General features: G+C 68.3%; 12 protein-coding genes and 1 pseudogene. 7 read left to right on the top strand and 6 right to left on the bottom strand.

From position 1 onward, the window contains the following. The first annotated feature begins 1 nt into the window (after window position 1). Window positions 2–859, top strand: coding sequence for an exodeoxyribonuclease III (locus G1H10_RS09525; RefSeq protein WP_163736308.1), 858 nt, complete (start codon window positions 2–4; stop codon window positions 857–859). 68 nt (window positions 860–927) lie between these two features. Here G1H10_RS09525 and G1H10_RS09520 read toward each other — a convergent pair whose 3' ends face one another. The 4 genes from G1H10_RS09520 to G1H10_RS09505 all read right to left on the bottom strand — a co-directional run bounded on the left by G1H10_RS09520 (window position 928) and on the right by G1H10_RS09505 (window position 5651). Next, window positions 928–1728, bottom strand: a complete 801-nt coding sequence (locus tag G1H10_RS09520) for an SGNH/GDSL hydrolase family protein (protein ID WP_216853077.1) — start codon at window positions 1726–1728, stop codon at window positions 928–930. Window positions 1729–1845: 117 nt separating this feature from the next. Further along, a complete protein-coding gene (locus G1H10_RS09515) occupies window positions 1846–3228 on the bottom strand; it encodes an acyltransferase family protein (protein WP_163736034.1) in 1383 nt (460 codons plus the stop codon). 438 nt (window positions 3229–3666) lie between these two features. Continuing rightward, window positions 3667–4863 carry a kynureninase gene (locus G1H10_RS09510; RefSeq protein WP_163736031.1) on the bottom strand — a complete coding sequence of 399 codons (1197 nt, stop codon included), beginning with the start codon at window positions 4861–4863 and terminating at the stop codon, window positions 3667–3669. After that, window positions 4860–5651, bottom strand: coding sequence for a tryptophan 2,3-dioxygenase (locus G1H10_RS09505; RefSeq protein ID WP_163736028.1), 792 nt, complete (start codon window positions 5649–5651; stop codon window positions 4860–4862). The genes G1H10_RS09510 and G1H10_RS09505 overlap by 4 nt, the downstream gene beginning before the upstream one ends. A gap of 218 nt (window positions 5652–5869) precedes the next feature. Here G1H10_RS09505 and G1H10_RS09500 point away from each other — a divergent pair, with 218 nt between their 5' ends. From G1H10_RS09500 to G1H10_RS09485, 4 genes and pseudogenes are all read left to right on the top strand, one after another. Beyond that, complete coding sequence (locus G1H10_RS09500) at window positions 5870–6031, top strand: hypothetical protein (RefSeq protein WP_163736025.1); 162 nt, start codon at window positions 5870–5872, stop codon at window positions 6029–6031. Between the two features lie 61 nt (window positions 6032–6092). Then, window positions 6093–7895 (top strand): S9 family peptidase, encoded by a 1803-nt coding sequence (locus G1H10_RS09495; RefSeq protein ID WP_163736023.1) that lies wholly within the window; start codon window positions 6093–6095, stop codon window positions 7893–7895. Between the two features lie 12 nt (window positions 7896–7907). Further along, window positions 7908–8708 (top strand): annotated as a pseudogene (locus G1H10_RS09490) (MBL fold metallo-hydrolase). After that, complete coding sequence (locus G1H10_RS09485) at window positions 8705–9190, top strand: GNAT family N-acetyltransferase (protein WP_216853075.1); 486 nt, start codon at window positions 8705–8707, stop codon at window positions 9188–9190. Before G1H10_RS09490 ends, G1H10_RS09485 begins: the two are co-directional and overlap by 4 nt. Here G1H10_RS09485 and G1H10_RS09480 read toward each other — a convergent pair. Next, complete coding sequence (locus G1H10_RS09480) at window positions 9177–9641, bottom strand: SgcJ/EcaC family oxidoreductase (protein ID WP_216853074.1); 465 nt, start codon at window positions 9639–9641, stop codon at window positions 9177–9179. The two genes, G1H10_RS09485 and G1H10_RS09480, sit on opposite strands and share 14 nt — an antisense overlap. Window positions 9642–9704: 63 nt before the next feature. On the opposite strand from G1H10_RS09480, the gene G1H10_RS09475 reads away from it, so the two are divergent. Continuing rightward, complete coding sequence (locus G1H10_RS09475) at window positions 9705–10379, top strand: TetR/AcrR family transcriptional regulator (protein ID WP_216853073.1); 675 nt, start codon at window positions 9705–9707, stop codon at window positions 10377–10379. A gap of 83 nt (window positions 10380–10462) precedes the next feature. Beyond that, window positions 10463–11062 (top strand): TIGR03086 family metal-binding protein, encoded by a 600-nt coding sequence (locus tag G1H10_RS09470; protein ID WP_163736014.1) that lies wholly within the window; start codon window positions 10463–10465, stop codon window positions 11060–11062. 112 nt (window positions 11063–11174) lie between these two features. Here G1H10_RS09470 and gbd read toward each other — a convergent pair whose 3' ends face one another. Beyond that, on the bottom strand, window positions 11175–12311 hold the full coding sequence (gbd, locus tag G1H10_RS09465; RefSeq protein ID WP_163736012.1) for a 4-hydroxybutyrate dehydrogenase: 1137 nt from the start codon (window positions 12309–12311) through the stop codon (window positions 11175–11177). Between the last annotated feature and the right edge of the window lie 259 nt (window positions 12312–12570).

Below are 12570 nucleotides of genomic sequence, written 5' to 3'. Positions count from 1 at the left end.
GGTGGCGACCTGGAATGTGAACTCAGTGAAGCAGCGGGTGCCGCGGTTGCTGCCGTGGCTGGACCAACGGCGTCCGGATGTGGTCTGTCTGCAGGAGACGAAGCTCGCCGATGACCGGTTCGCCGAACTCCTCGGTGCCGAGCTCGAGCAGCGCGGTTACGCCTTCGCCGTGCACGGTGAGGGCCGGTGGAACGGTGTCGCGATCCTGTCAAAGGTCGGGCTCGACGACGTGGTCGTCGGTCTGGACGGCGCGCCCGGCTTCCCGGACCCGGAGGCTCGTGCGGTGGCCGCGACCTGTGCCGGCGTCCGGGTGCACTCGGTCTACGTGCCGAACGGCCGGGAACCGGAATCCGAGCATTACCACTACAAGCTGGCGTGGCTGGCCGCGTTGCGCGCCGTGGTGGGGGCTGGGCCGGAGGCGGCGATGGTGTGCGGTGACATGAACATCGCACCCACCGACGACGACGTCTTCGACCCGGAGGCCTACGTCGGGCAGACGCACGTCACGCCGCCCGAGCGGACCGCGCTGGCGCAGCTGCAGGCGCTCGGGCTGCGTGACGTGGTCCGGGAACGCTGGCCGTCGGAGCGGGTCTTCACCTACTGGGACTACCGCGCCGGCATGTTCCACAAGGATCTGGGGATGCGCATCGACCTGGTCCTGGCGTCGGCGTCGGTATCGGACCGCGTGCGTGCGGCGTGGGTGGACCGGCAGGCGCGGAAGGGAACCGGACCGAGCGATCATGCTCCGGTGATCGTCGATCTGGACGAGGCGCCGGACGGCGACATCGGACCGGTGGTCCCGCCGCCGTCGGCGCCCGCCGCCAAGCGAGGCTCGGCCAAGCTTCCCCAGGCCCGTTGACGGCCGCGCCGCTCCGCGCGGTCTTGACGAAGACGCAGGCGACGAACCGTAGACCTGTGTCGCAGGGGTCAGTCGCAGCCGGTGAAGGTCTCATCGGAGGACCACCCGGTGTTCGCCCACTGGTCCGGGTCGGCCGGCTGGAATCCGGGGTAGAGCTCGGAGAGCTCATCCAGTAGCCAGCTGGTGAACCGTGCTGCGCCCTGCGGACAGGTGTGGATGCCGTCGTCGCTGCGGTCGATGTCGCCGTCGTGCTCGCGGGAGTACGTGGCCCCCCATACGGCTGTGGCGTCGAGGAACTCTACGGCCTCGTCCTCGCCGGCCACGTTCTGAGCGGCTTCGGCGGCGGTCGCCAGTTCGTCCATGTGATCGGCGTAGAACTCGTCGGGCTCAATGGGTGGCATGGAGACGAGAATCAGGTCGGCGTTGACCTCTGAGGTGACCTCGGCCAGGGCCTCGTATGCGTCGTGTTGTTCGTCCGGGGTTCCCCAGTCGTAGCTGGTGAGCTGGTAAACGACGACGCCGTCCGCCGCCGCTTCCAGACGCTCGGGCAGGTCTTCCCATTGGGCTTCTGCGTTGGGGCCGAGGACGTTGCCGCCCCCGGTGGACGTTTCGTCGATGAAGTACCCACCGGATTCGGCCAAGGCCTGTCCCAGGGGCAGCGCCTGCCCCGCGGCGACGGAATCACCGAGGAGAAGCAGCGGGGAGACTCCCGTCTCCGCGGCGGACCCCGATTCTGCCCGCCCGTCGCCATTGCCGTTGCTCCCGTTCTCGTCGTCGCTCGTCGCGCCACCGCAGGCAGCGAGCGCGCATGCGGCGGTCAATCCGGTGGCGATGAGCATCGCCTTCTGGGCGGTGTGCTGTGTGGTCATGGGATCCACTCTGTGGGCGCCATGTCAGTGTTGCTCCTCGGGTGTGTCGCAGTCGCGTCGCAAGGCGGCTCATCTGCGGAAGGCCCCTTCAGATCCGCCTGATGCCGTTCCGAGACCCTAGATGCGGGTGACGTCGATCTGCGGTCCTGCCGGCTGCGGGAGCAGTAGCCACAAGGCCAGCAGCGCTGCGCTCGCCATGGCGAACACGACGGCGCCGGTGGTGCCACGAGCCCAACCGGCACGGAAGCGCACCGGGTCCTCGATCAGATACTTCGAGGCGGCCGCCAGCGCGATCGAGATGCCCAGGACCACCGACGTGTGCGCCCACCCGCTCAGACCCGGGAGCTCAGGAGCCATGAGCACGATCACCGGCCAGTGCCACAGGTAGAGGCTGTAGGAGATCTGCCCCAGCCAGCGCAGAGGGGCAGACTCCAACACGGCCTGTAACGGTTCCCGTCCCCGCTCCGGTCGTGCGTGGTGCTCGGCGCAGAGACCGATCAGGACGGCCGAGGCCGTCGCATGAGCAAACAGGCCTCCGGTGAACAGCCCCGCGGCGTCGGTGCCGTCTGCGAGGAACCATGAGGTGAGGATGCCCGCGGTGAGCAGTGCCGTCACCGTCCCGGCGGCTCTGCCCAGGAGCTGGAGCAGATGCCGGAACAAGAGCCGCGCGGGCTCAGTGGCGGCGGCCGCTCCGAGCAGGAGTGAGAAGGCACGGGTGTCGGTGCCGGTGTAGACCCGAGTCGGGTCAGCCGGTTCCAGCAGGAGAATCATCAACGTGAGAGACAGAACAGCCAGCAAGCCGCACGCGAGGATCACCGCCCATCCGAGCACCACGGGGTCCCGTCGCCGGTGCACGCCGATCACCGACCCGATCACCGCCGCGGTCAACAGCAGGATCGCAGGCCAGACGATGTAGAACTGTTCCTCGACGGCGATGCTCCACAGATGGGCGAATAGCCTGGACTGGCCGAAGGCATCCCAATAGCCGGCGTCTTGGGCGAGCAGATGCCAGTTGATCAGATGCAGCTGGACCCACGGTCCATCGGACAGCGTGGTGCGCACCATCTCACCGTTCGCCGCCATGCCTGCGGCGGCGCGTTCCAGCCACCACACCGTGAGGGTCACGGCGGCGAGCATCGTCGCCAGCGCCGGAAAGAGTCTGCGCAGGCGGCGAGCCCAGAACCTCCGCAGCGAGACGGACCCGGTACCGCTGGTCTCCCGGAGCAGCAGCCCCGTGATCAGAAAGCCGGACAGCACGAAGAACAGATCAACGCCCAGGAAGCCTCCGTCCAGGTGCCCAGTATGGAAAAGCAGCACGCCGGCGATGGCCAGGCCGCGCAGTCCATCCAGTGACGAGACGTACGCCCACGGCTTCGTGGCTGTGAGCGCCCGGGCCTCGGAACCGTCCGTGCGGGAGTTCTGTTTGGTGGAGATCTCCAGGAACCGACGTGTCGCGGGTTCAGGCCGGCTGTGCCGGGGAGCATGGGGTGCGTGACTCATGGACGAGACTGTCTCGGCACCATATGAGTGATTCGTCGCCGTGACGTCGCAACAGTGTCGCAACCGGGGTCGGCCACACGACTACAGCCGCCGCAGCGATGGAGCGGCTGTACCTGCTTCATGCCCTCCCGGCGCTGATGTATCGGCCGGCGCGGTACCGTCCGCGCCGCGGTCCATTGCGACGGAGCCTGATCAGCGAACCCGTCCTCGCCCGGCCGACACCCCCGCGATCGGCCGGACGGGACGGACGAATGGTCCCCTGGGCGGACTCGGTGTGGATCGGCATGTTGTTCCTCCCGTTGTCGGTCCTGCCCCCTTCACAAGGCAAGACGTCGGCGAGGAGAACTCATGACGCGCCGGACCGTAATTTCTTCGCGGCATCGGCGAGGCCGCGAACCGGCCGAACGGGCAGAGTGGCCGGACGGGGCGGCTGAAGCATCAGCGGAGGCGGATGACCTCGCCGAGAACGGCCATCGCGTCGCGCAGCTGGGCGTCCGAGAGATACGGCGCGGGCCCGAACCGCAGGTAATGTCCGCGGCAGTCGGTGTACACCCCGCGATCGGCGAGCGCGTCGTGCAGAGCGGAGGCGCCTGGTCCGCGTAAGGCGAGGAAGCCGCCGCACGCCTCGCGTGGCGCGGAGCGGTCTCGGCTGAGGACGTCCTCCGGGATATCGAGATCGTCGAAGGCCCGGGCGAGCAGCGTCACCTGGTGCAGCGAGACGTCGCGCAGGAACTCCGGCGTGAGCCCGTGCTGGGTGTGGAAGCGCAGCACCCGTGCCGCCCGGTAGTGACTCGTGGGATCGTACGTGGACCCGGCAAACCGTGCGGCGCCGGCCGGGTAGCGCACCCGGCTTGGATCCGGCTCGTCTCTCAGCGCGGCGAACTCGGCGAACCAGCCGGTCACCGCCGGCCGGAACCGGTCGGCGTGCGGCGGCAGCCGGAGAAAGCAGTTTCCCTCGCCGAGCTGGAGATACTTGTAACCGCCCCCGACCACCCACGCATCACGCAGCCCCATCGCGTCGAGCGAGACCGGCACCACCCCCAGCGCGTGGTACACGTCGACGAGCAACTCGGTCTCGTGCTCGGCGCATGTCGCCGCCACGTCGCCGAGACCTGGCACGATACGTGAGGTCTCGAACATCACCGACGACGTGAGCACGGCGCCGGTCCGCCCGTCCACCTCCGCGGCGAGCCGCTCCGCCAGTGTCTCGACCGGCGATGCCGGCACCCGGACGACGTCGATACCCTCTTCCGCGAGCCGGCTGAGTTGACGGCGCAGGGTGTGAAACTCTCCGTCCGTGGTGACCAGCCGCGGACGGCCGCGCAGATCCAGCGCGGACAGGAAACGCACCACCAGCTCATGAGTGTTGGATCCCAGCGTGATCTCGGCCGAATCGTCGCCGAGGAGCCCGGCGAGACTCTCCGCCACCTCGGCGGCTTTCGCCATCGCCCGCTCCCACTTGGCGTCGACGTGCCGCGCCGCGTCGTCGAATGCCTCCAGCTGGCCCTCGACGGCGACGTCGGGCCACGCCTGGTGCGAGTGCCCGGTGAGGAGCAGCCGCTCCCCGACCCGGAAGCGGGAGTAGTGCCGCGCCAGCGCGTTCGGCGACGCGCGGAGGTCGGTCGGCGTGATCACAGACGTGCCCGTACCTTCCAGAGGTCGGGGAAGGCGGTCGTGCCGACCGTGGTGGACAGGTACGAGGCGCCGGACGACCCGCCCGTCCCGGTCTTGTCGCCGATGGTGCGTTGCACCATCTTCACGTGCCGGTAACGCCATTCCTGCAGACCTTCGTCGAGGTCGACGAGGTGCTCGCAGACCGTGGCCGGACCTCCGTCGTCGCGGTACACCTGTAGCAGCACGTCCTGGACCTCGGTGGACGGCTCGATCGGCGCCGAGACGTCGCGCTCGGCCGCCCCGGCCGGGATCCGGTAGCCGTGCCGCGCCAGGTAGGTCAGGAACGAGTCGAACAGCGACGGCCGCCGCATACGTTGCGCGATCCGGTCGCGCTCGGTGCTGCCCTCGGGGTAGTGCCGGAAGACGCGCTCGTCTCGCCGGCCGAGCACCGCCTCCAGTTCTCGGAACTGTGCCGACTGGAATCCGCTGGCCGCGTCGAGCCGGTCCCGGAAGCTGGTGAACTGGCTCGGTGTCATCGTCTCCAGCACGTCGATCTGTGCGACGACGACCTTGAGGATGGTCAGCACCCGGCGCAGCGTCCGCACCGCGTGCGGGGTGTCGCCTGCCTCCAGGCGGGTCTGCAACTCGTCGAGCTCGTGCAACAGCTGTTTGAACCACAACTCGTAGACCTGGTGGATGACGATGAACAGCATCTCGTCGTGTTCGTCCGATCGGGGACGCTGCGCCCCGAGCACGTCGTCCAAAGCGAGATATGAGCTGTACGTCAGTGCTGCGTGCTGGTCGGCCATAGCGATAAACACCATCTCATGACCGGGGCCGAAGCGGTACAAAAGTGCCAAGAAAGTGAGCTGGTCGAGACTTGTCGAGACGTTGCCCGGCATCCAGAGCCGGGCCCGCGGGCTGTCCGGTGGGGAGGCGCACGCAACCGGGCGGATGGCTCGCGCGTCTTCATCGATAGGCGGCCGGAACCCATCGGCCGCGCGTGTGGAAGCAAGGGGGTCAGCGCATGCCGACACGGCAATCGATCGGATTGGTGGCGTCGGGGCTCGTCGCGATCGCGGTATCCGCCATCGGGGCGGCGGCCGACGTCGAGCCACCGGACGAGCACCGGGATGGCCTGGAGTACGTGGGCGCCGAGTACAGCCCGCCGTGGCAAGGGGAGGCCTGACGCCGACGCCGGCCAACGGTCGCTCGGTGATCTCCAGAGTCCGGGCGGTTATGGTGCCAGGATGACTCCCTCGGCGAAGCCCAGCATCATCGATCTGCTCGAACTGCACGCCTGGACGGTCTTCGATGTCGACGACGACGGCCGCGTGCTGGCCGGCTCCGACGAGAGCGGTTCCACACAATTGGTGGAGATCGACTCGGACGGATCCACGCGACAGCTGACCGCTCTGCCCAGCAAATGCTCGGGCCGGTACCTGCCGGGAACGCGGTCGGTGATCGTCCAGCACGACACCGACGGGGACGAGCGGGCCCAACTGTCCCTGCTCGACCTGGAGCCACCGGCGGCCGGGCCGGCCGGTCTGGAGGACCTGCGGCCGCTGGTCCGGGACACGGCGTACATCCACGCACTGGTCGACGTCCGGCCCGGTCAGGTGGTCTACAGCACCAATCGGCGCAATGGCGTGGATTTCGACGTGGTCATCCGGGAGCTGGACTCCGGCGCCGACCGGATCGTCTACGACGAGGGTGGCTACGTCTCGACCGTACATGTCGACGGTGACACCGTGGCGGTGACGCTGCTGTCGGCGAAGCCGGCATCCACGCAGGTGCGGCTGGCGCACGCGGGTACGCTGCGTGACGTCACCGCGGCGGACGACCATGCCCTGCACACGGCGGTGCACGTGGTGCCGGGCACGGATTCGGTGTTGATGGCCTCGAACCATGGACGGGACTTCCAAGCCGTGGTGCGGGTGGACGGGTCCGGCCAGTGGACCACGCTGGTCGAGTCCGACGATCACGACGTGACCGCCACTCCTTCCCCGGACGGGTCCCGGCTGCTGGTCATCCGGCATATCGATGGCGGCGACCGGCTCGCCGTGCACGACACCGACGGACATCACCGGGTGGCGATAGACCTGCCGGCACGAGGTGTCGCGACGGCGGCGTGGTCGCCTGCTTCCACATGGATCGCTGTCGGCTTGAGTACGCCCACCAGCCCGGGTGACGTCCTGCTCGTCGATGCGGCGGACGGCCGGGTGCGGACACTCGTGGACGGGACCGCGCAGATGTCGCCGGAGATGCGCGCCGCGCTGGTTGAGCCGGACAGCGTGCGGATTCCAGCTCGGGACGGTGAGGCGATCCCGTGTTTCGTCTACGCGCCGGCCGAGCCCGTGGGGGAGATGGCCGGGTCGGTGGTGATCAATATCCACGGCGGGCCGGAGGGGCAGGCGCAGCGGCAGTTCAGCCCGATCAACCAGGCACTGGTCGCAGCCGGTCACACCGTGCTGGTGCCGAACGTGCGGGGCTCGGTCGGATACGGCAAGCGCTGGTACTCGCTGGACGACGTCGAGCTTCGGCTGGAGTCGGTGCTCGATCTGGTGGATCTCCGGGCATGGGTACCCGAGGTCGGTGGTGACCCGGATCGGGTCGCACTCTACGGTGGCAGTTACGGCGGGTACATGGTGCTCGCGGGTCTGGCGATGCATCCTGGGCTGTGGGCGGCCGGAGTGGACATCGTCGGAATGTCGTCCCTGGTGAGCTTCCTGGAGAACACGTCGGACTATAGGCGTGCGGCCCGGGAACGCGAGTACGGAAGCCTGGAACGCGACCGCGATTTCCTGATTCAGGCGTCGCCGTTGACGTATCTGCACGCCATGGACACCCCGCTCTTCGTCATCCACGGCGCGAACGATCCGCGGGTGCCGCTGAGCGAGTCGGAACAGATCAAGGCGGCTCTGGACGAGAAGGGCGTGCCGTGTACGCTGCGGGTCTACCACGACGAAGGACACGGCCTGGCGAAGCGAGTCAATCGGTTGGACGCCTACCCCGCGGCACTGTCGTTCCTCGCCGAACACCTGCGCGGCTGACCCGGAGGATCCATGATCACCTGCCGAACATGCGCTGTCGAGTACGACGAACCTACGCCTGACGTCTGCCCGATCTGTGTCGACGAACGCCAATACGTCCCGGAGTCGGGTCAGGCGTGGGCCTCGCTCGAGGATCGGCGGCGCGAGGGCGCACGGATCAGTGTCAGTCAGTTCGGGCCGCGGCTGTGGGGCCTGCATGCGGCCGGCGTGGGCATCGGCCAGACCATGTTGGTGCTGGTGACCGAGGAAGGAAGCCTGCTGTGGGATCCGTTGGGCTACATCGACGACGAGACGGTGGCCTGGGTCCGCGGTCAGGGGCCGGTCGCGGCGATCGCGGCGAGCCATCCGCATATGTACGGCGTCCAGGTCGAGTGGTCGCGGGCGCTGGACGGTGCACCGATCCTGGTGAACGAGGCCGACAAGGCGTGGCTGGGACGGCGGGACGATGCCGTCACCATGTGGTCCAGGCACCACGAAGTGCTCCCAGGATTGGTGATCTATCAGGTCGGTGGCCACTTCCCGGGTAGTGCCGTGGCGCATTCGGAGGATGACGGTGGTCTGTTGCTGGCCGGGGACACCATCATGGTGAACCCCGACCGGGCGACCGCCAGCTTCATGCGCAGCTACCCGAACCGCCTTCCGCTCTCCGCGGCGGTGGTGGCCCGGATCGCTGAACGTGTCATGCCGCTGCGATTCGAGCAGATCTGAAGCAACTTCGGCAATGCGATCACCTCGGGTGCCGACGCGGCGGTCCAGCGTTCGGCGGAGCGCCACGTCGCCTGGGTGCGCGGCGACTACGATCATCTGACGTGAACGCCCCGCTCGCGCTGCGACGCGCCACGATCGACGACGTGCCCGCCATCATCGCCCTGCTCGCTGACGACGAGCTGGGCCGGCGGCGCGAGATGCCGGACGACCGGGACCCGTACGACGCGTCGTTCGCGGCGATCGATGCCGATCCGCATCAGTTGTTGGTGGTCGGCGAGTCGAACGGTGACATCGTGGCGACGATGCAGCTCACGTTCATTCCAGGGATGTCGCGCCGGGGAACGTGGCGGGCTCAGATCGAGGGCGTGCGGGTGGCGTCGTCGGCACGTGGCGCGGGCATCGGTGAGCGGCTGATCCGGTGGGCCGTCGAGCAGGCGCGGGACCGAGGGTGTGCACTGGTGCAGCTGACCAGCGATGCCAGCCGCACCGGCGCACACCGCTTCTATGCGCGGCTCGGGTTCGTCGCCTCGCACACCGGCTTCAAGCTCGACCTCAGCCCTGCCGACCGCGAGGTCAGGATGTCCTGATCGGCGTGGTCTGCGCGGAGGCGATTCGCCACCCGTCGGCCTCGTTGACGACCACGTAGCCGAGGCTTCCAGCTGACGGGACGCTCGCGCCGGGACGAGCGCGGGTGTCGGCATCACGTTCGTCCGACACGTGCTTGGTGGCGCTCACGATCGCGACGTCCGGGGTGACGAGCCGGATGTCTTCGATCTCGATGTGGGTGAGAACCTGCGCCAGCGGGCTGGCGAGTGCTTCCGTCATCGCGTGGTGAATGGCATCCTTACCGAGCACACGGCGGCCCGCGATGTTCACGATGATCGCGCTCTCGGAATGGAGCGCGATGAACCTCTCGGTGTCGTTCTGGTACTTCTCCGCTTCCGCGATGAGCGTACGGATGGCTGCTTCGGACTCCGCGTTCGGCCGGATGTCCATCGTGTCCTGACCCATGGTGAAGGCGTCCCGTCTCGTGACCATTCGGAGTGTTTCGCTCCGAATAGTAACTCGGAGCGGAACACTCCGCAAGGCTATGCTGACCGGGTGAGTGACCTCAGGGCGCACGGGAAACGGGGACCTCAAGCACGGGCGGCACGCAATGACCGCGCTCTGCTGCGAGCGGCCAAGGAGGTTCTGGCCAGGGACGGCGCACACGCCTCGGTGGCTGCGATCGCAGAACGAGCGGGCGTCGGCATCGGTAGTCTCTACCGGCGGTACCGGACGAAGACGGAGCTCTTTCAGCGCCTCTGCGTCATCTCTCTCGAGGAGCATCTACAGGCGGCCGAGGAAGGTCTCAAGCGAGAAGATCCATGGGAGGGCCTCGAGTACTACCTCACGAGCGCCATCACCATGGGCACGGGGTCGTTGGCACCCATCGCCGGCACGGTCGAGGTCACGGAGGCCATGGTGGAGACGAACGCACGCTCGGATCGCGCGGTCGAGGCGCTGGTCCAGCGCGCGCGTGCGGCGGGAATGCTCAGGTCTGATGTCACGCAGGTGGATATCGCACTGCTGATCGAGCAGCTGGGGAAGTCGCCGCTACTCGAGCAGCTTGCCATGCAGGGTCGGAGCGATCTGACCGAAGCCGCGGAGAGGGCGCGCGCACGGATCATCAGGATCGCCCTCGACGGGTTGCGTGCTGGAGCGCCCGAACCATTGCCGGGCGACCCGCCAGGTTATGAGCTGTTCTCCGAGCGATGGCAGCTGCCGGACGGGTGAAACCTCGGCGGGCAAGGACGATGAGTTTGTGGCCGGGCGATTGTCTATACCGGGGACACCGTTTGCGCTTTTCAGGAGTGAGGATGCTCGATATCGAACCCGCTACCCGCGTGCTGGCCGGGCTTGTCCGGGGTGTCGGCCATGACCGCCTGTCGGCTCCCACCCCGTGCCCGGAGATGAGCCTCGGCGACCTGCTGCACCACGTCGACGGGCTGTCGGTGGCGTTCACCATGGCCGCGACCAAGAGCTTCCCGGACGGCGGGAGCCAGGCTCCGTCCGCGGACGCGGCCAAGCTCGGCCCGGACTGGCGGCAACGCATCCCCGAACAGCTGGCCGAGCTGGCCCAGGCGTGGAAGGACGAGGCTGCGTGGACAGGGATGACCGAGGCCGGCGGCGTCCAGCTTCCGGCCGAGATCGCCGGACTGGTCGCGCTGGACGAGGTGGTGATCCATGGCTGGGACATCGCCGTCGCCAGCGGCCAGGGCTTCAGCTGCGATCCGGAACTGTTGCAGGCCGTGCACGGGTTCGTCGAAGCCTCGGCGGCGGAGAATCCAGAGGGGACGCCAGGGCTCTTCGGCCCGCCCGTCCCGGTCCCGGCGGACGCACCACTTCTCGATCGAGTGATCGGCCTGACCGGCCGAGACCCGTCTTGGCGGCCGCCGTCGATGAGCGACGCATCCTAGACAGCCAGCCGGGCACGTGGGTGGCCGCCGCTGTGTCGCCTAGCGGCTGACGACCAGCACAAGTGGAGTTAGTCTAGTTCGGCTTAGACTAACTCCACCTAGTCTAGATGTCTCAGTATGCTGCGTTGACGAGTTTCTCGACGTCCTCGCGGCTGATCGGGCGTGGATTGGTAGCCGCCGAGTGGTCCTTGAGGGCGCCGTCGACGACGGTGGGAATCGCGTCGGCCGGTAAGCCCAGGACCGACAGCGACGGGGGCAGCCCGAGCGCCGCGACCAGCCGGTCGAAGAAGTCGGCGACGTCGTCGTCTTCCGTCAGGCCGCAGGCGTGCCGCAGCGCCGCGTACTTGTACTCGGCGGCCGTGGCGTTGAACCGCAGGACGTGCGGGAGCAGGACGGCGTTGAGCATGCCGTGGTGGAGCGCGACGCCGTCGATGCCGCCGGCCGGGTGCGAGATGGCGTGCACCGCACCCAGGCCCTTCTGGAAGGTCAGACCACCCTGCAAAGCGGCCATCATCATCTCGCGCCGTGCCGCGGGCTGCCGACCGTCGTCGACGGCGGCCTGGATGTGCTGCACGGCGCGACGCAGACCGTCGAGTGCGATCGCTTCCGCCGGTGGATTGTCCCGTGGGCTCAGATAGGTCTCGATGCAGTGGCTGATCGCGTCGATGCCGGTTGCGGCGGTCAGAGCGGGTGGCAGCCCATAGGTCAGCTCCGGGTCGCAGACTGCGCGGCGCGGGATCAAGTGCGGCGAGATGAATCCGAGCTTCCGGCCGTCGGAGAGGGTGACCAGTGCGGCGCGCCCCACCTCGCTGCCGGTGCCGGCGGTGGTCGGTACGGCCAGGACTGGTGCGACGTCGGCGGTGATGCGCTCCACTCCGCCGAGGATCGCCGCGTACCGCTCGAGCGGACCGTCGTGTGTGGCCAGCAGCGCGATCGCCTTCGCCAGGTCGATCGGCGAACCACCGCCGACCGCGATGATCCCGTCGGCGCCGGCGTCGCGGTACAGCGTGAGCGCCGCCATCGCGGCGTCCTCGGTCGGGTTGGAGGGTGTCTCGTCGAAGACGGCCGCGATCCGGTCCGCCGGAACATCCGCCAATACACGTTCGACGAGCCCGGCCTCCGTCACACCGCGGTCGGTGACGACGAGTGCGCGCGAGATATCCAGTTCACCGAGGTCATCGGCGATGCCGGCGACGGCGCCTTCCCCGAAACGGATCGTGGTCAGGTAGTTGATCAACGAGACCGGCATCTGCGGCTCCCATGCTTGTGGACGACCAGCGTGGAACACGAGCAGCAGCCGAGGTTGACCGCCTCGGCCCCGCGTACGCGATCATACGGTCGCCGAGCGGACGCTCTGATCGCCGCCCAGCGTCACTATGGCGTCTCATCCGCGCCATGCGAAGCGTCGCACCGCATGCCGATGCCACCAGCCCCGAGGCTAAGCCAGCTCAACGTCGGCGCGCCAGTGTGGGGCGAGCCATCGTGGTGGTCGGGCCGGCCACGGAAAG

It is taken from the genome of Phytoactinopolyspora halotolerans (assembly GCF_010550675.1).
GTDB classification, from domain to species: Bacteria; Actinomycetota; Actinomycetes; order Jiangellales; family Jiangellaceae; genus Phytoactinopolyspora; species Phytoactinopolyspora halotolerans.
The sequence above is the reverse complement of the archived record's forward strand: the minus strand, read 5'-3'. Positions and strand labels throughout refer to the sequence as shown.